14 protein-coding genes, 1 pseudogene and 1 other annotated feature are annotated in these 19,146 nt (G+C 54.1%); of the genes and pseudogenes, 7 read left to right on the plus strand and 8 right to left on the minus strand.

Features of this window, described 5'->3' with window-relative positions; all coding sequences use genetic code 11:
• The first annotated feature begins 80 nt into the window (after positions 1-80).
• On the plus strand, positions 81-674 hold the full coding sequence (gene ribA, locus N5J69_RS01940) for a GTP cyclohydrolase II (protein ID WP_033783243.1): 594 nt from the start codon (positions 81-83) through the stop codon (positions 672-674).
• A 191-nt stretch (positions 675-865) separates the two neighbouring features.
• On the opposite strand, the gene acnA is transcribed toward ribA, so the two are convergent.
• The 4 genes from acnA to topA form a co-directional block, all read right to left on the minus strand.
• A complete protein-coding gene (acnA, locus tag N5J69_RS01945) occupies positions 866-3,547 on the minus strand; it encodes an aconitate hydratase AcnA (protein ID WP_279767742.1) in 2,682 nt (893 codons plus the stop codon).
• A 598-nt stretch (positions 3,548-4,145) separates the two neighbouring features.
• Positions 4,146-4,304: a YmiA family putative membrane protein gene (locus N5J69_RS01950; protein ID WP_003853864.1), complete on the minus strand. Its 159-nt coding sequence runs from the start codon at positions 4,302-4,304 to the stop codon at positions 4,146-4,148.
• A gap of 496 nt (positions 4,305-4,800) precedes the next feature.
• Positions 4,801-5,775 (minus strand): HTH-type transcriptional regulator CysB, encoded by a 975-nt coding sequence (gene cysB / locus N5J69_RS01955; protein ID WP_013358012.1) that lies wholly within the window; start codon positions 5,773-5,775, stop codon positions 4,801-4,803.
• A gap of 184 nt (positions 5,776-5,959) precedes the next feature.
• Positions 5,960-8,584, minus strand: coding sequence for a type I DNA topoisomerase (gene topA, locus N5J69_RS01960; protein WP_279767743.1), 2,625 nt, complete (start codon positions 8,582-8,584; stop codon positions 5,960-5,962).
• A 371-nt stretch (positions 8,585-8,955) separates the two neighbouring features.
• Here topA and N5J69_RS01965 point away from each other — a divergent pair, with 371 nt between their 5' ends.
• Positions 8,956-9,204: a YciN family protein gene (locus tag N5J69_RS01965; RefSeq protein WP_279767744.1), complete on the plus strand. Its 249-nt coding sequence runs from the start codon at positions 8,956-8,958 to the stop codon at positions 9,202-9,204.
• 27 nt (positions 9,205-9,231) lie between these two features.
• Here the strand turns inward: N5J69_RS01965 and sohB are convergent, their stop codons facing one another.
• Entirely contained in the window at positions 9,232-10,278 is a 1,047-nt protein-coding gene (gene sohB / locus N5J69_RS01970) for a protease SohB (RefSeq protein ID WP_279767746.1), read from the minus strand.
• 173 nt (positions 10,279-10,451) lie between these two features.
• On the opposite strand from sohB, the gene N5J69_RS01975 reads away from it, so the two are divergent.
• A complete protein-coding gene (locus N5J69_RS01975; protein ID WP_279767749.1) occupies positions 10,452-11,213 on the plus strand; it encodes a YciK family oxidoreductase in 762 nt (253 codons plus the stop codon).
• On the plus strand, positions 11,213-11,803 hold the full coding sequence (gene cobO, locus N5J69_RS01980) for a cob(I)yrinic acid a,c-diamide adenosyltransferase (protein WP_279767751.1): 591 nt from the start codon (positions 11,213-11,215) through the stop codon (positions 11,801-11,803). Before N5J69_RS01975 ends, cobO begins: the two co-directional genes overlap by 1 nt.
• A 53-nt stretch (positions 11,804-11,856) precedes the next feature.
• Here the strand turns inward: cobO and rluB are convergent, their stop codons facing one another.
• A complete protein-coding gene (gene rluB, locus N5J69_RS01985; protein WP_279767752.1) occupies positions 11,857-12,747 on the minus strand; it encodes a 23S rRNA pseudouridine(2605) synthase RluB in 891 nt (296 codons plus the stop codon).
• Between the two features lie 782 nt (positions 12,748-13,529).
• Between rluB and N5J69_RS01990 the strand changes: the two genes are divergently transcribed.
• Positions 13,530-14,177 carry a serine protease gene (locus N5J69_RS01990; RefSeq protein ID WP_279767753.1) on the plus strand — a complete coding sequence of 216 codons (648 nt, stop codon included), beginning with the start codon at positions 13,530-13,532 and terminating at the stop codon, positions 14,175-14,177.
• Between the two features lie 12 nt (positions 14,178-14,189).
• Here N5J69_RS01990 and N5J69_RS01995 read toward each other — a convergent pair whose 3' ends face one another.
• On the minus strand, positions 14,190-14,810 hold the full coding sequence (locus N5J69_RS01995) for an L-threonylcarbamoyladenylate synthase (protein ID WP_279767754.1): 621 nt from the start codon (positions 14,808-14,810) through the stop codon (positions 14,190-14,192).
• A 12-nt stretch (positions 14,811-14,822) separates the two neighbouring features.
• On the minus strand, positions 14,823-15,740 hold the full coding sequence (locus N5J69_RS02000) for a PHP domain-containing protein (RefSeq protein ID WP_279767756.1): 918 nt from the start codon (positions 15,738-15,740) through the stop codon (positions 14,823-14,825).
• Positions 15,741-15,860: 120 nt separating this feature from the next.
• Positions 15,861-15,962: a sequence feature (Trp leader region), on the plus strand.
• Positions 15,963-15,985: 23 nt separating this feature from the next.
• Here N5J69_RS02000 and N5J69_RS02005 point away from each other — a divergent pair.
• Both N5J69_RS02005 and trpD read left to right on the plus strand, forming a co-directional pair.
• Positions 15,986-17,551 carry an anthranilate synthase component 1 gene (locus tag N5J69_RS02005; protein ID WP_279767757.1) on the plus strand — a complete coding sequence of 522 codons (1,566 nt, stop codon included), beginning with the start codon at positions 15,986-15,988 and terminating at the stop codon, positions 17,549-17,551.
• A pseudogene (gene trpD / locus N5J69_RS02010) lies at positions 17,551-19,145 on the plus strand (bifunctional anthranilate synthase glutamate amidotransferase component TrpG/anthranilate phosphoribosyltransferase TrpD). The gene N5J69_RS02005 and the pseudogene trpD overlap by 1 nt, the downstream one beginning before the upstream one ends.
• The last annotated feature ends 1 nt before the right edge of the window (position 19,146 follow it).

Genomic DNA, 19,146 nt, shown 5'->3' on the forward strand with positions numbered 1-19,146 from the left:
ATATTGCACGTTTGTCGGGCCACACTGGCCTGTGCGCTATCATGATGATAGTGCATCCTCTGAAGGTTCTGGAGAGTCACATGCAGCTAAAACGGGTGGCAGAAGCCAAACTGCCCACGCCATGGGGAGATTTCCTGATGGTTGGTTTTGAAGAATTGGCAACCGGACATGACCATGTTGCACTGGTCTTTGGCGATATCAACGATAATGAGCCGGTACTGGCGCGCGTTCACTCCGAATGCCTGACCGGCGATGCACTCTTCAGCCTGCGTTGCGACTGTGGTTTTCAGCTGGAAGCCGCGCTCAATGCTATCGCAGAAGAAGGGCGTGGCGTGCTGCTCTATCATCGTCAGGAAGGCCGTAATATTGGTCTGCTGAATAAGATCCGCGCCTATGCGTTGCAGGATAAAGGTTATGACACGGTTGAAGCGAACCATCAGCTTGGCTTTGCCGCCGATGAACGCGACTTCACCCTGTGCGCCGATATGTTCAAACTGCTGGGTGTTAATGAAGTACGTCTGCTGACCAACAACCCGCGCAAAGTGGAGATCTTAAGCGAAGCCGGGATTAACATCGTTGAACGTGTGCCGCTGGTTGTGGGGCGTAACCCCAAGAATGCGCACTATCTGGATACGAAAGCGGAAAAGATGGGGCACCTGCTGCCGAAGTCATAAGCGATACGGGCTGCTGTCAGTCCGCCACGGCAAAGATATTACGGTCAGATGGCGCAAACGCCGTCTCCATGACGCCTCCGTCCCTCGCCTTCTCTGGCGCGGGACGCTATCCTCCTTTTCCCGCGGGTCTTTTTCAACGTGATGAGAAGCAGGATGGGTGTCCTGAAAGCCGGGTTACCCCGGCTTTTTTGTCAGTTCAGCATATTGCGGATGACGTAATGCAGGATGCCGTCGTTGCGGTAATAGGTCAGCTCATTACCGGTATCAATACGACAGCGCGTGTCCAGCTCTTCCTTACTGCCATCAGCACGGGTCAGCGTCACTTTGACGCTGCAGCCGGGTGTCAGGTCCTGCAGATTTTCCACATCGATACGCTCTTCACCGGTCAGCCCCAGGCTTTTGCGCGTCACGCCCTGCGGGAACTCCAGAGGCAGAATGCCCATCCCAATCAGGTTAGAGCGGTGAATACGCTCAAACGATTCGGCGATGACGACTCGCACCCCCTGCAGACGTGGCCCTTTCGCTGCCCAGTCGCGGCTTGAACCGGAGCCATACTCTTTCCCCGCAATAACCGCCAGCGGCACACCGTCTGCCTGATATTTCATCGCCGCATCATAAATAGCGAGCTGTTCGCCACTCGGATAGTGGCGGGTATACCCCCCCTCCACGCCGGGCACCATCTCATTGCGGATGCGGATGTTGGCGAAGGTGCCGCGCATCATGACTTCATGGTTACCGCGACGCGAGCCATAAGAGTTAAAGTCGTTGCGCTCAACGCCGTGTGACAGCAGATACCGGCCAGCCGGGCTTTCCGCTTTAATGCTGCCCGCTGGGGAAATATGGTCAGTGGTGACCGAGTCGCCCAGTAAGGCCAGCACCCGCGCACCGCGAATATCTTCCACCGGCTTGGGCGCTTTCTCCATATCATCGAAGAAAGGCGACAGACGAATGTAAGTGGATCCCTCATCCCAGTCGTAGGTGGCGGCTTCACTCACCCTGATCGCCTGCCACTCTGGCGTGCCGTCGAAGACTTCAGCGTACTCTTTGTGGAACATGTCACTGGTGACCTGCTGCACGGCCGTGGCGATCTCTTCAGACGACGGCCAGATGTCTTTCAGATAAACCGGCTGACCCTGACGATCGTGGCCTAACGGCTCGGTCTGCAGGTTGATCTTCATGTTGCCTGCCAGCGCGTAAGCCACCACCAGCGGCGGCGACGCCAGCCAGTTAGTTTTAATCAGCGGATGGATACGGCCTTCGAAGTTACGGTTGCCGGAGAGCACAGCACCGACCGTGAGATCGCCCGCTTTGATCGCAGATTCTATCTCATCGTTCAGCGGGCCGGAGTTACCAATACAGGTGGTGCAGCCATAGCCGACCAGATTAAAGCCCAGCTCATCAAGATAAGAGGTCAGCTGCGCAACGGCCAGATAGTCTGACACCACTTTAGAACCCGGTGCCAGTGAGGCTTTGACCCACGGCTGACGTTTCAGACCGCGCTCGACGGCTTTCTTCGCCAGTAAGCCCGCCGCCATCAGCACGCTTGGGTTAGAGGTATTGGTGCAGGAGGTGATCGCACTGATCACCACCGCGCCATCGGTCAGTGTATGGGTCAGACCGGTGTCACTGTCGGTGTACTCAACATTTTTATGCAGTTTCTGCGCCTGATTCACTTCCAGCTCGTTGCTGGCATCAAACGCGGCGGGCACATCGCCCAGCGAAACCCTGTCCTGCGGACGTTTCGGTCCGGCGAGGCTCGACTCCACCTCGTTCATATCCAGTGCCAGCGTACTGGTAAAACGCGGCTCATCGCCGGGATTGCGCCACAGTCCCTGCGCTTTGGCATAGGCATCCACTAGCGCCACCTGGTCGGCATCACGGCCCGTCAGCGTCATATAGCTTAGCGTTACGTCATCGACCGGGAAGAAGCCGCAGGTCGCGCCATATTCCGGCGCCATGTTGGCGATGGTCGCACGGTCTGCCAGCGGCAGATCGGCCAGACCATCACCGTAAAACTCAACGAATTTGCCGACCACGCCATGCTTACGCAGCATCTGAGTGACGGTCAGAACGAGGTCGGTTGCGGTAATGCCCGCGCGAAGTTTGCCGGTAAGTTTGAAACCCACCACATCCGGGATCAGCATTGAGACAGGCTGACCCAGCATGGCAGCCTCAGCCTCGATGCCCCCGACTCCCCATCCCAGCACGCCCAGCGCGTTAATCATCGTGGTGTGGGAGTCGGTGCCGACCAGGGTGTCAGGCCAGGCATACTCTTCCCCGTCCAGGGTTTCATGCCAGATCGCCTTGCCGAGATACTCCAGGTTCACCTGATGGCAGATGCCGGTTCCCGGCGGCACTACGCGGAATTTATCAAATGCTTTCTGCCCCCAGCGAAGAAAGACGTAACGCTCGTGATTGCGCGCCATCTCCAGCCGGACGTTCTCTTCAAAAGCGTCATCATCGCCAAAATGGTCCACGGTCACCGAATGGTCGATAACCAGATCAACAGGCGACAGCGGATTGACTTTCGCGACATCTCCGCCCAGCCGATTCACCGCCTCGCGCATTGCAGCCAGGTCTACTACGGCAGGTACGCCGGTAAAATCCTGCATTAATACACGGGCAGGCCGGTAGGCGATTTCGCGTTCGGCGTGGGCATCTTTTTGCCAGTCAACCAGCGCCTGGATGTCCTCTGCCGTAACAGAGTCGCCATCCTGCCAGCGCAGTAAGTTTTCCAGCAGAACTTTAAGAGATTTGGGCAGGCTATCGATATTGCCGAGATGTTGAGCAGCGCGGGGAAGACTGAAGATGTGATAGTTGTTGGTGTCGACCTGCAGTGTTTCCTGACTCAGCTCGCGTAGGGTAGACGACATAGCTCCTCCTTTTCGTTCATGGTCTTAAACCTTAGTGAGACAAAGGTTTATGTTAAAGATAGACCACAAATTCGTTAACGTTTTGATTACAACACAAATTGCTACAATCGCACGAAAACGAAAATGCCCCGTGAGAACACGAGGCATCAGAAAGAGGTGATTTAATTCAAATTACAGCGTTATCCACACCGCCGCAGACCAGAACGCAAAGGAGAAAGCATACGCGCTTAGCCAGGACATTTTAATAATATTCATTTGGTTCTCTCTTCGCCGGAATCGGGCGTAAAAGTTTTTGCTGTCGCCTGTCAATCGGCGACACCCTTTGGTCTGTCAGGATGTGGAAAAGGGCATTTTAAAGGCCCACCGGAAACTCCGGTTATAAAAGAGCAGTGACGAATAGATGGTCTTACAATGTTATTTGTTTTTAGGGTCCAGAAACGACTCAATAAACAGCCGCTGATTATCACTCAAATCCCATGACTCGGGGATAGACACTTTTTCGTCCTTTGCAAGGGGTTCTTTTCCTTTGCAGGATACCGGCTTGTGCTGACCCGAAGTCAAAGAACGTTTATGGCTGAGTGTGTTTGCCCACATGGCTTTAGCCCCAGATACGCCAAATCATTAACGCTACAACCACCCAGAACAGTGCAGAGGCAGCGAATACGGTTAACCAGGCATTGCGACGGGTGTTACCGGTACGCTCAACCTTGGTGCTTTTTGCCGGGAAGCCCGGTTGTACAGTCAGTCGTGTATTCATAGTTTTTGATAATCACTCTCAACAAAATGATTGATAACATCGATTAAGATTTAGGAAGAATCCTAAACGCGTTAAGGCCAAAAATCCAGTTATTTTTATTGAGTAAAACGATTAACGGTATTAATCAATAGGCTTCGATAACGTAAGAAATCATTAACTCCTGAACAAATATTTAATTAAACAATCAGCTAATAAATTTGAGTTAAATTAAAATCAGATCCACTTAAAACTAAAGTAACAACTAAAGAACCTGATGTTTACTGGCTTCACACATCAGGTGTTAACTGGAGTATGGGAATAATCCTGGCGGCCCGCAAAGTGACATCGTTAAAAGTGTGTTGTAATTCGCATTTAAGAAAGCCCAACCGGAAAACATGTGATCAATGTTTCATTTACAAAAAAATCATAAAAACTTTTGATTCTCACCTGGCGCTAAAGCCTGGCAACAAAAAAGGCTGCACCAGGCAGCCTTATGTTCATGCAGAACGGGTAAACTCTATTTAAACGGCAGTTTGATATCCTTGAACATCGCCTCAATGTCTTCGTTTGAGCGCAGCGCCACGGCGGTATCCACCACGTCGCGTGTCAGGTGTGGCGCAAATCGCTGGATAAAATCATACATATAGCTGCGCAGGAAGGTGCTGCGGCGGAAGCCAATCTTGGTCGTACTGTTGGTAAAGATGTCGGCGGCTTCAATGCGAATCAGGTCAGGATCGGCCACCGGGTCAACCGCCATACTGGCGATAACCCCCACGCCCAGCCCTAAACGGACATAGGTTTTGATGACGTCGGCATCGGTAGCGGTGAAGACGATGCGGGGGGTTAATCCCGCCCGATTAAAGGCCGTATCAAGTTCAGAACGCCCGGTAAAGCCAAAGGTGTAGGTCACCAGCGGATACTCAGCCAGTTCCTCAATACTCACCTGCCCTTTTCCGGCCAGCGGATGATCGGCCGTAACAACAATCGCACGGTTCCAGTGGTAGCACGGCAGCATGATGAGATCGTCATAGAGATGCAGCGCTTCGGTGGCAATCGCAAAGTCTGCATTGCCTTTTGAAACGGCTTCAGCGATCTGGGTCGGCGAACCCTGATGCATGTGCAGAGAGACGCGGGGATAGCGCTCAATAAATCCTTTGATCACACCCGGCAGCGCGTAGCGTGCCTGCGTATGCGTGGTCGCGACATACAGTGAGCCTTTATCCGGCCAGGTATGCTCGCCCGCCACTGATTTGATCGCATCCACTTTGGAAAGGACTTCACGCGCTATTCGGATTATCTCTTCCCCTGCAGGCGTCACCTGGGTGAGATGTTTACCGCTGCGGGCAAATATTTGCACGCCCAGTTCATCTTCCAGCATACGCACCTGTTTACTGATGCCGGGTTGAGAGGTGTAGAGACCTTCCGCTGTCGAAGAGACATTGAGATTATGGTTCACCACTTCGACGATATAGCGCAACTGCTGTAATTTCATATCTATTCCATCCCGGTAAGTTACAGAGTCGCATCCCCGCTTGACGTATAGTCGCAAGGGTAAACAAATGCTATGCATCAGGAAAGGTCGGAAATGCTATAACAACTATATCAGTTTCAGTAAGAGAGTAGAACGGATTGATATAAGGCTCAGAAAAAGGCCAGCGAACGCTGGCCTGACTGGATTACTTTTTCGCTTCCTGCCACTTGCCGTCTATATAGAAGGCGGACCAGCCTGTAGCCTTGCCCTCTTTCTCAGAGGAGACATACTGCTGTTTGGTTTTGCGGCTGAAGCGCACCAGCGTTTTGTTGCCTTCCGGGTCGGCTGCTGGCGCATCGGCCAGATATTTCAGCTTCTCCGGCAGACGCTCTTTGAAGCGCTGAAGCTCTTCCACCAGCGGCGCACGCGTTTCACGTGATTTCGGGAAGGTGTTAGCCGCAAGGAAAACGCCCGCTGCGCCGTCACGCAACACAAAGTAAGCATCGGACTTCTCACATGCCAGCTCTGGCAGCGGAACCGGATCTTCTTTCGGCGGCGCGACTTCACCACTGCGCATAATCTTACGGGTGTTTTTGCACTCTTCGTTGGTACACGCCATGTACTTACCAAAGCGTCCCATTTTCAGGTGCATCTCCGAACCGCACTTCTCGCACTCCACCACCGGGCCGTCATAGCCTTTGATGCGGAATTCGCCCTTCTCGATCTCGTAACCATCACACTCCGGGTTATTACCACAGACGTGCAGTTTACGTTCGTTGTCGATCAGGTAGCTGTCCATCGCGGTGCCACACTTCTGGCAGCGACGACGGGCACGCAGGGCGTTGGTTTCAGCATCATCCCCTTCCAGAATATTGAGGACTTCATTTTCCGGAATCAGGTTGATGGTCTGCTTGCAGCGCTCTTTAGGCGGCAGCGCATAGCCGGAGCAGCCCAGGAAGACGCCGGTACTGGCGGTACGAATGCCCATTTTGCGGCTGCAGGTCGGACAGTCAATCGACGTCAGCACCATCTGGTTCGGCTGCATGCCACCTTCTTCAGGATCTTTCTCGGCCAGTTCAAGCTGCTGAGTAAAGTCGGTGAAGAAGTGGTCGAGTACCGCCTTCCACTGCGCCTCGTTATTGGCCACCTGGTCGAGGTTGCTCTCCATGCGGGCGGTGAAATCATAATTCATCAGTTCGCGGAAGTTCTCTTCCAGACGATCGGTGACGATTTCACCCATTTTTTCCGCATAGAAACGGCGGTTTTCCACGCGCACGTAGCCACGATCCTGAATGGTCGAGGTAATGGCCGCGTACGTGGACGGACGCCCAATGCCGCGCTTCTCAAGCTCACGCACCAGTGACGCTTCGCTGAAGCGCGCCGGTGGCTTGGTGAAGTGCTGACCCGGAAGAAGTTGCTGCAGGTCCAGAACATCACCCACGCTGACTGCGGGCAATGTGCGATCTTCATCATTCTTACGCAGTGCTGGCATCACTTTGGTCCAGCCGTCAAAACGCAGAATACGGCCTTTCGCTTTAAGTCTGAACTCACCGGCAGCAGCAGTGATGGTGCTGGAGTCATATTTTGCCGGTGTCATCTGGCAGGCAACAAACTGACGCCAGATTAGCTGATAGAGTTTCTGCGCATCCGCTTCCATATCTTTCAGCTTTTCCGCCACCACTTCCACATCGGAAGGACGAATCGCTTCGTGCGCTTCCTGGGAATTCTCTTTGCTGGCGTAAGTAATGGCAGTTTCAGGCAAATACTTTTTACCGAAATTGCTTTCGATATAGCCACGCGCCATGGCGACCGCATCCTGACTCAGGTTGGTCGAGTCGGTACGCATGTAAGTAATGTGACCCGCTTCGTACAACCGCTGGGCCATCATCATGGTTTTCTTGACGCCAAAGCCAAGACGGGTGCTGGCTGCCTGCTGCAGAGTTGAGGTGATATAAGGCGCGCCCGGCTTGCTGCTGGTCGGCTTATCTTCACGATCCACAATCTCGTAGCGCGCTTTTTCCAGCAGCGCCACCGCGGCGTAAGTCTCATCACGATTAACCGGACGGAAGGCTTTATCGCCTTTGTGCGTCACGTCCATCGACAGCTCATCGCCTTTCGGCGTGGTCAGTGCCGCATTAACTTCCCAGTACTCTTCGGGAACAAAGGCTTTGATTTCACGTTCACGTTCCACCACCAGGCGCACCGCAACGGATTGCACACGTCCGGCTGACAGACCACGGGCGATCTTCTTCCACAGCAGTGGCGAGACCATATAGCCCACCACGCGGTCCATGAAACGACGCGCCTGCTGAGCATTTACGCGATCGATATTCAGTTCGCCAGGCTTTTCAAAGGCCTGACGAATCGCATTTTTGGTGATTTCGTTAAACACCACGCGGCTGAAGCGCGAATCATCGCCGCCGATCACTTCCCGCAGGTGCCAGGCGATGGCTTCCCCTTCGCGGTCAAGGTCGGTTGCGAGATAGATGTGGTCAGCATTGGCTGCTAACGCTTTGAGTTCGGCAACGACTTTTTCTTTGCCGGGCAGAATCTGATAATCCGCTTCCCAGCCGTGATAAGGGTCTACACCCATGCGGCTGACGAGTGCAGCTTTCTCATCTTTTTTAACTTTTTTGACTTTCTTGTCAGTTGAAGCGTCTTTGACTTTCTTATCTGTCGAAGCGTCAGCACTCTTCTTCGCGGTTGAACCACTGGTCGGCAGATCCCGGATATGACCGACGCTGGATTTAACCACGTAGTCACTGCCCAGGTATTTATTGATTGTTTTAGCCTTTGCCGGGGACTCAACAATAACGAGTGCTTTACCCATATTTACCTTTACCTAATGAAAACATCCTGCTTAACGGGAGAGGATTGGATGCCCAAAAACCCACCGGGTTCAATATTGCTGCGCCTGTTTAACATTTCAAGGCGGAGGGGTCAATCTCAGATCAGATGATGAAGCCTGATGCAACTGCATGATAAAGCGTGCTTTTTCCATCTGAACTTTTCGCACATCCCGGTGCAAAATCCCTGAAATCGGAATCGCCCACACTCTACCTGATAAAATCTGTTACGCAACTTAATTAGCACTCAGCCCCAACTTACGCCAGGTTTTCATCGTTCAGACCGATTTGTCACATCGCGTGACAGGCCAGTAATATAGAAAGGATTTGGATGCTGTCAAAAAGGAGCGAATAAATGCAGAGATCGACTCAGGCTATTTCCCGCCAGGCGTTGCTGGAAAAGGCCAATGCGCTGATCAAAGAACATGATGATTATTTAGCCGGCATGCAGGCGGATGAGGTGACTCAGCAGGCGGATGTGCTGGTCTTTCGCGGACCGTTTTTTCTTGATGCTGATGGCCTGCCTACCGCGAAAACCACGGCGGTATTTAACGTCTTCAAATACCTTGCTGTGACGCTGTCGCCGCATTACCACCTGGAATAAAAAACCCGGCACTGGCCGGGTTTCGCATCAGAGCAGTGGCTTTTCGCCACGCTGCCAGAGCTTCAGCAGCAATCGCTCAGCTACCGAGCCCGCGCTCTGGGTAAAGCGATCCATCATTTTGCGACGGCGGGCATAATGCACGCCAAGTACGCTGAACTGATCCATCTGACGGATGATCAGATCATCGCTGGTACCGATTTCGTCAATCAGACCAAGTTCCAGCGCCTGTCGACCATACCAGTGTTCACCGGTTGCAACCCGATCGATGTCGAGCGACGGGCGCATCTGGTGAACAAACTGCTTGAACAGCTGGTGCGTTTCATCAAGATCTTCCTGAAATTTCTCGCGCCCCTCTTCGGTGTTTTCACCAAACAGGGTCAGCGTGCGCTTGTACTGTCCGGCGGTGTGCAGTTCAACATCAATATCGTTACGCTTCAGCAGGCGGTTGAAGTTCGGGATTTGCGCAACCACGCCGATGGAGCCAATGATCGAGAACGGCGCTGCCACAATGCGATCGGCCACGCAGGCCATCATGTACCCGCCGCTGGCTGCCACTTTATCTACGGCCGCCGTAATGCGCAGACCCTGATCGCGCAGACGCTGCAGCTGCGACGCCGCCAGGCCATAGCCATGCACCACGCCGCCAGGACTTTCAAGGCGCAGCAGCACTTCATCACCCGGCTGCTTTACCGCCAGCACGGCTGAAATTTCTTCCCGCAGTGAACTCACCTCACCGGCGTCCATGCTGCCCTTAAAATCGAGCACATAGAGCGTGGGTTTTACCGTGTCAGTCTGCCCCTGCTTCGCCGCCTGTTTTTCCGCTTTGGCTTTCAGCTTTTCACTTTTTTTATGATTTTTCAGCCAGACTTTCTGCGCCTGCGGCTTCATTTTTGCCAGCTGCACATCCTCTTTCATCTGCTGGTAGTCATCGCCCAGATGAGTCAGACGAAGCTGACCGCTTTGTGCCCGCTTGCGTAACGCCGCGTTCATCACAATCATGACAATAACAGCGACGGCAACCACCAGTGTCACCGCTTTCGCTAAAAACAGTCCATACGTTGAAATAAAATCCATCAGGTCGCCTTAGTAACAGAGAATCAAAAACAGTTCGCCAGTTTAGCCGTTTTACCCTGCTCCGTCGCCTGAAATGCCAGCAGCTGGCACAGAATGGGTAGTCTTGCGATTGCGCCGATTCGTAAATTCAGGCATAAAGCGGAATCATGCTGTTTTCGCCGGAGGATCCCGCAGTGCATTATCAACCGAAAAGCGACCTGCTCAATCACCGTATTATTCTGGTCACTGGCGCTTCAGATGGCATTGGCCGGGAAGCGGCGCTGACCTATGCCCGTTATGGCGCAGAAGTGATCCTGCTGGGCCGCAACCCTGAGAAGCTTGAACAGGTTAAAGAGGCCATCCATCAGCTCAATAAATGTGCTGCTCACGCGGTAGTGTTCGATCTGGCCGGGGCGACACCTGAGCGTTGCCAGCAGCTGGCCGATCAATTGGCACAGCAGTTTCCGCGCCTTGACGGCGTGCTGCATAATGCCGGTATCCTCGGTGAAATCGTGCCGCTGGCAGAGCTCGACCCGCAAATCTGGCAGCAGGTGATGAACATCAACCTGGACGCCACCTTCTTCCTGACCCAGGCGCTGTTGCCGTTGCTGTTAAAGTCAGATGCCGGTTCACTGGTATTCACCACCTCAAGCGTTGGCCGTACCGGTCGTGCAGGCTGGGGGGCGTATGCCGTCTCTAAATTTGCCACCGAAGGCATGATGCAGGTGCTGGCTGATGAGTATAAAACGCAGGCATTGCGCGTTAACTGCATCAATCCTGGTGGCACGCGAACCAAAATGCGCGCCAGTGCATTCCCGCAGGAAGATGCTAATAAACTGAAAACGCCAGCTGACCTGATGCCGCTCTACCTTTATCTGATGGGTGATGACAGCCGGCGAAAAACCGGCATCAGCTTTGATGCCCAGCCGGGCAGAAAACCGGGAGCCGCGGAATAATGGCTGACGACCGTCATCAACAGCGTCAGCAGCGGTTAAAAGATCAGGTGGATGCGCGCATTGCTGCAGCCACAGAGGTTCGCGGCATCCTGATGGTGTTTACCGGTAATGGCAAAGGCAAAACCACCGCAGCCTTTGGCACGGCACTTCGCGCCACCGGACACGGTAAACGCGCAGCGGCTGTCCAGTTTATTAAAGGTGACTGGCCAAATGGCGAGCGTAATCTGCTGGAACAGCACGGTGTGGAATTTCAGGTGATGGCAACCGGGTTTACCTGGGACACGCAGAACCGCGAAACGGATACGACTGCCTGTCTGGCCGTGTGGCAGCACGCAAAACGGATGCTGGCCGATGCGCAGCTGGATCTGGTGGTGCTCGACGAAATCACCTATATGGTCAGCATGGATTATCTGCCGCTGGAAGAGCTGATCACTGCCCTGCAACAGCGCCCGGCGCACCAGAGCGTTATCATTACCGGACGCGGCTGTCATCGCAGCCTGACTGAAATGGCGGATACGGTGACTGAGATGCGGCCGGTGAAGCACGCCTTTGATGCCGGTATACAGGCTCAGCAGGGAATTGACTGGTAACAGAAAAAGAAAACGCAGCCCTGGGGCTGCGTTTTTAGCAATCGGAAACGTGATTAACCGGCGTTACGTTTGCTGCCCGGATTGCGGCGTGGCGCACGTGGTGTGCTGCTCACTTTACTGTGGCGTTTCACAGCACGACGGATCTGGTTCGCCTTGGTACGGCGGCGATCTTTTTCCACCACCAGCTTCGTAACGGTTTCATCATCCAGTTCAACCAGGTTACGCAGGTAGTTAACCGCAGGCAGGTCCAGTTCGGTCCAGCCGCCGCGTGGCAGGCCTTTTGGCAGGGTGATATCGCCGTAGCGAACGCGCATCAGACGGCTTACCTGTACGCCGACCGCCTCCCACAGACGACGCACTTCACGGTTACGTCCTTCGGTCAGGGTGACGTTGTACCACTGGTTGATACCTTCTCCGCCGCCAAAACGCAGGGTTTTGAAAGCAGCCGGGCCATCTTCCAGCTGAACGCCCTTGCTCAGCTGACGAATTTTATCATCGTCGACCTGACCAAAAACGCGCACTGCATATTCACGTTCAACTTCGCGGCTCGGATGCATCAGGCGGTTTGCCAGTTCACCGTCAGTGGTGAAGAGCATCAGTCCACAGGTGTTCACATCCAGACGGCCAACGGCAATCCAGCGTGAACCGCGCAGGCGAGGCAGACGGTCAAATACCGTCGGGCGTCCTTCAGGATCGCTGCGGGTACAGAGTTCACCTTCCGGTTTGTAGTAAGCCAGCACGCGGCAGACTTCGGTTGCTGATTCAGCAATCGAGACCAGATGGCCATCAATACGGATTTTAAGGGATTTGCTGCTTTCGACGCGGTCGCCCAGGGTGGCGATCTTGCCGTCAACGCTGACACGGCCAGCAGCAATCATTGATTCGATTTCACGTCGCGAGCCATGGCCGGCACGCGCTAAGACTTTCTGTAACTTTTCGCTCATTGAGCTTCCTCTTTGTCGCCTTCCCAGGCGTCACGGTAGGGTGATAAATCTTTTTTAATCAACAGGTTAACCTATTAATTTGGGCCCATTATACAGGCATTTAACCCCGAAGTAACGTGCTTTATCATTGAGCCAGAGCGAATCCTGAACCCTAAGCCTCTAATCATTTTAAGTCTGATAATCTTCACGGCTGATTAAAATAATCACCGTTTATATGATAAGAAAATATGTTCAATAAAATGCATGTGTCGAAAACTTTATAGCTGAAGACAATTAAATTTTCTAACCACTCTATTATTTTTAATCGGGTGTCTGGAGAATAAAAACCTTAACGCTATCTTACACTTCCCCGGCTTTGCGCTTACCATTAATCTCCTAAAAAATACATCAAAGGCAGCATAAAACACTTACAAGTTGACTTTCATTGCATCAAAGGAATTGCCTTGCGTGATAAAGGCAGCTTATTGATGATGCAGATTCATTTAAAACCTTATTTTTCATGATATTTAGTTTTTATTAGATTTAATAAATTGTACGACACTATTAAGCTGATACACTGTCTCTCAGCAGCACAATAAAAAAGCAAAGACCGCATTAAACGGGTCTTGCGACATTGCAGTCCGGCTTTTGCCATTCGTTAATAAAAATAGTGTTTTTACATTAATCCAATAAACCGGCGCATCCGGAGTTGTTGCGTTAATACGGTTCAGTGATGAACCTTGCTTGCATGTCAAAAATCTTCACCAGGGATTTCCCGACATGCCTGAATAAAGAACAACATCATGAGAAACCTGTTTCTGTGCCCGGTGCTTGCTGCACTGGTGCTGAGCGGGTGTTCCGTGGGCCACACCGAGTACAGTCGTACGGCGATGCAGCACGTTGATATGAGCGTGACTGGCATTCCGACGATCCTCGGTCTCGGCACACTGGGCACCAGCATCCCTCTGACGCCTGAATACAGCCTCACGGCTGCGCACGTGGCGAAAACCGCCGTGCAGCGTGTGAAGTCTTATCATCCTTATTGCGACCTTGCGATTATTTATCACAAGAATGATGCCAGCACGCTGACGAAGTTCCGCAGCAGCGATATCGGCGATCCGGTAAAAATGTATGGCTACAGCTTTATTTCAGCGATGCCGGTAGAATCGTCTGGGGTAAATTTAGCCCGCACGGCTATTCGGAATAAATGGAATAAAAGTCCCTGCCTGGCGATGGCCTCGAATGCAGGCGTCGTTCAGGGCATGTCTGGCGGTGGCGTATATAACCGTGATGACACGCTGGGCGGCGTGATTGTGGGCTATTCTGATTCGATCAGGAATGGGCGTAATAATAAAGTGATCCTGAAAGATGTGTCGCTTTATATTCCTTACGGCCAATTTAAAAACTGGTTAGAGTCGAATCTGGCCCAGACACCGACTCGCGGTGTCTGAAGCCCGACGTTATTACAGGAACGGGCGGGTATCGCCCACGCCTTCACGCACGATTTCCGGTGAATCTGTGGTCAGATCGACCACCGTGGTCGGCTGCTGACCCAGCGTTCCGCCGTCGATGATCAGATCGACCAGTTTACCAATGCTGTGCTGGATCTCTTCCGGGTCTGACTCGGTGAAATCATTGCCTGGCAGGATTAATGAGGTCGACATCATCGGCTCATTCAGCGCTTCCAGCAGCGCCAGTGCCACCGGATTTGAGGGCACGCGCAGACCAATGGTTTTACGCTTTTCATTCATCAGGCGGCGCGGCACTTCTTTGGTCGCCTTGAGAATAAAGGTGTAGTTGCCTGGCGTGTTGTTCTTTAACAGGCGAAAGGCGGAGTTGCCAACCTGCGAATAGACCGACAGCTCCGAAAGATCCCGGCACATCAGGGTGAAGTTGTGGTGCCCGTCGAGCTGACGGATACGACAGATGCGCTCCATCGCGCCCTTCTCCTCCAGCCGACAGCCGAGCGCATAGCCGGAATCGGTCGGATAGACAATGACGCTGCCTTTGTTCAGATAATCGACTGCCTGGTTAATCAGCCGTGGCTGGGGGTTATCCGGATGAATATGAAACAATTGACTCATAGAAACCTCGTGTCACCTTTCCGTGATTGTCAGGCTGGGCGCGAGATCCGGGAAGCGTTCCCAGACCGGCTCAACCGCAGCGGGCAGCCAGAGTTTACGGCCCAGCTCAATCCACGGGCAGGGTTGATGAAAATCAGAACCTTGTGATGCGGCCAGTTCATTATCTCTGGCGTATTGCGCCAGTGTTGAACGCTCGTTGGGTGGCTGCTGGCACTGCGCGACTTCCATCGCATCACCGCCCGCCTCGCGGAAGTGGGCAACCAGCCGTTTGAGCCACTTCGCTGATAAGCCGTATCGTCCTGGATGCGCCAGTACGGCACAACCGCCAGAATGATGAATCGCATCAATAGCTTGTTTAATTGTACACCATTGTGGCGGCACGTAGCCGGTTTTGCCACGTGCCAGATAATTTTTGAACACCTGCGCCATATCCGCGGCTTTGCCCTGCTCAATCAGAAATCGGGCAAAATGACCCCGGGTGATGACGCCGCCTTCCGCCAGTCGCGTTGCACCCGCCAGCGCATCCGGGATGCGTGCCCTGGCCAGTCGCTCACCAATCTCTTCTGCCCGCGCCTGTCGGCAGGCGTGTTGTCCGGCCAGAAACGTCACCATCGCGGGATGATGAATGTCGATATTCAGGCCCACGATGTGGATCTCATGATTCTCCCACAGGGTGGAGATCTCAGCCCCGGCCACCACTTTAATCGGTAAATCGTGGTCGTGCGCTGTGCGCTGCGCTTCCTCTACCCCTGCAACGCTGTCGTGATCGGTGATCGCCAGTACGCCAACGCGCATTTCAACGGCTCGCTGCACCAGGTCTGCTGGCGTCAGTAAGCCATCGGAGGCGCGCGTGTGGCTGTGTAAATCATAAACCGGGAAACGGGCGATATCGCTCAAGAGAACTCCTGCTAAAACTAAACCGGCCAGCATGATAACGATTTTCACGGTCAGTGAAAAAGTGTATTGACATTTCGGTCATGAACCCGTTAACTAGTACATAAGTTCACACGTAACGGGTATTCAATCATGGCTGTTGTAATCACGCATTTAAACGGTTGGCGCGATGTTCCCGAAAACGGGCGACAGGATCGTGCACACTTTGCGTAAACGCTGTGCTATTACCTGAGCCCGCCACCGAGCGGGCTTTTTTTTGAGCGAAATTCAGAGAAAACATCATGCCAAATGCGAAACCTACAGTGAAGTTGATTACCGGCACCGCGCCCTACCGCGAAGATCCGGCCGCAGTGTTTCATCAGCTGTGCGGCGCACGTCCGGCAACCCTGCTGCTCGAATCTGCGGATATCGACAGCAAGCGCAATTTAAAAAGCCTGCTGATTGTCGACAGCGCGCTGCGCGTCAGTGCGTTGGGCAACAGTGTGACCATTCAGGCGTTATCGGAAAATGGCCGGGCCCTGCTGCCGCTGCTGGATGAGGCCCTGCCCGCATCGGTCAGCAATCATATTCGTCCCGATGGACGTGAGCTGACGTTCCCGCAGCGAACCGACCAGCATCAGGACGAAGATTCCCGCCTCAAGGCGCTGTCGGTCTTTGATGCACTGCGTCTGATTCCCCAGCTGGTCAATTCTTCTGCTGATGAGCGCGAAGCCGTGCTGCTGGGTGGTTTGTTTGCCTATGATCTGGTGGCCGGTTTTGAAACCCTGCCGGAACTGGACAATCAGCAACGCTGTCCCGACTACTGCTTTTACCTGGCAGAGACGTTACTGGTGATCGATCACCAAACCCGCAGCGCCCGCCTGCAGGCCAGCCTGTTCTGCCCGTCCACCAGCGAGTTTCAGCGTCTGCAACGCCGCATTGAGCAGCTGCACGGCCAGATGCTGCAGCCAGCACCTGCTCTGCCGGTACAAAAGGTTGAACAGATGACCCTGACCACCAGCCAGAGTGATGAAGCGTATTGCGACGTTGTTCGCACCATGCAGCAGGCGATTCGCATTGGCGAAATTTTCCAGGTCGTCCCATCGCGCCGCTTCTCGCTGCCGTGCCCGTCACCGCTGGCCGCCTATGACACGCTGAAAAACAGTAATCCCAGCCCTTACATGTTTTTCATGCAGGATCAGGATTTCTCGCTGTTTGGCGCATCGCCTGAGAGCTCGCTTAAATATGACGCAACCTCGCGTCAGATTGAAATCTACCCGATTGCCGGTACCCGCCCACGTGGCCGCCATGCGGACGGCTCACTTGACCGCGATCTCGACAGCCGTATTGAGCTGGAAATGCGTACCGACCACAAAGAGCTGGCTGAACATCTGATGCTGGTCGATCTGGCGCGTAACGATCTGGCGCGTATCTGCGTGCCCGGCAGCCGTTACGTGGCTGACCTGACCAAAGTCGATCGCTACTCGTTTGTGATGCATCTGGTTTCCCGCGTCGTCGGCACGCTGCGCGCCGACCTCGATGTGCTGCACGCTTATCGCGCCTGCATGAACATGGGCACGCTCAGCGGTGCGCCAAAAGTCAGCGCTATGCAGCTGATTGCTGGTGCGGAAGGCACCCGTCGCGGTAGCTACGGTGGCGCGGTGGGTTACTTCACCGCTCAGGGCGATCTCGACACCTGTATCGTGATTCGTTCGGCCTATGTCGAAGACGGCGTTGCCACTGTTCAGGCGGGCGCTGGCGTGGTGCTGGATTCTAATCCGCAGGCTGAAGCTGATGAAAGCCGCAATAAAGCCCGCGCCGTTCTGCGCGCTATCGCGACGGCCCATCACTGCAAGGAGATCTTCTGATGGCTGATATTCTGCTGCTCGATAACATCGACTCTTTTACTTATAACCTGGTTGATCAGCTGCGGACCTTTGGTCACAACGTGGTGATCTACCGCAACAACCTGCCCGCTGAGCTGCTGATTGAACAACTGCAGCGGATGGAAAACCCGGTCCTGATGCTGTCACCTGGCCCCGGCGCACCCAAAGATGCTGGCTGTATGCCGGCGCTGCTGCGGGTCCTGCGCGGTCGTTTGCCGATTATCGGTATCTGCCTGGGGCATCAGGCAATTGTGGAAGCCTACGGTGGTCATGTAGGCCAGGCGGGCGAAATCCTGCACGGCAAAGCCTCGTCCATCGTCCATGACGGCGAAGCGATGTTTGCCGGTCTGAGCAATCCACTGCCGGTAGCGCGCTATCACTCACTGGTGGGCAGCAACACGCCGGATGAGCTGACCGTGAATGCCAGCTTTAACGGGATGGTGATGGCGGTTCGCCATGAAACCGATCGCGTTTGCGGGTTTCAGTTCCATCCTGAATCCATTCTGACTTCTCAGGGCGCACGTCTGCTTGAGCAGACGCTGGCCTGGGCGCTGGCGAAGTAACAGGGAGAATGACTATGCAACAGACACTGGAAAAACTTTACCAGGCACAGACGCTGAATCAGGCTGAGAGTCACCAGCTGTTCAGCGCCATTATTACCGGACAGCTGGAGCCCACACAGCTCGCCGCCGCACTGGTCGCCATGAAAGTACGCGGTGAAACGCCGGAAGAGATCGCCGGGGCCGCGACGGCGCTGCTGGAAGATGCGAAACCCTTTCCCCGCCCGGATTACGCCTTTGCCGACATTGTCGGCACCGGCGGAGATGGCAGTAACAGCATTAATATCTCAACCGCCAGCGCTTTTGTTGCCGCGACCTGCGGTCTGAAAGTGGCGAAGCACGGCAACCGCAGCGTTTCCAGTAAATCGGGATCGTCCGATCTGCTGGCTGCCTTTGGCATCAACCTTGATATGCCCGCTGAACGGGCGCGCCAGGCGCTTGACGACCTCAACGTCTGTTTTCTGTTTGCCCCGCAGTATCACACCGGCTTTCGCCACGCGATGCCGGTCCGGCAGCAGCTGAAGACCCGCACGCTGTTTAACGTGTTAGGCCCGCTGATCAATCCGGCGCGCCCGCCCCTGGCGGTGATTGGTGTTTACAGCCCGGAACTGGTGCTGCCGATTGCGCAGACCCTGAAAGTGCTGGGTTATCAGCGTGCGGCGGTGGTTCACGGTGGCGGTATGGATGAAGTGGCGCTGCACGACGTAACCCATGTGGCCGAACTGCGCGAGGGTGAAATCACCCGCTATCAGCTTTCACCAGAGGACTTTGGTTTTGGCTTCCATCCTAAAGAGGCGCTGGCGGGCGGCACGCCGGAAGAAAATCGTGACATTCTGACCGCTTTGCTCCAGGGTAATGGCCAGCAGGCCCATGAGGAAGCGGTCGCCGTTAACGTGGCGATGTTGCTTAAGGTATTCGGTCAGGAAGATCTGCGTGAAAACGCACAGCAGGCACTTAACGCCATCCGCAGCGGACAGGCTTTTGAGCGTGTCGTCGCACTGGCAGCAAGAGGATAAT

Origin of the sequence: Pantoea sp. GD03673 (genome assembly GCF_029844725.1) — a bacterium.
Taxonomy (GTDB): Bacteria; Pseudomonadota; Gammaproteobacteria; order Enterobacterales; family Enterobacteriaceae; genus Pantoea.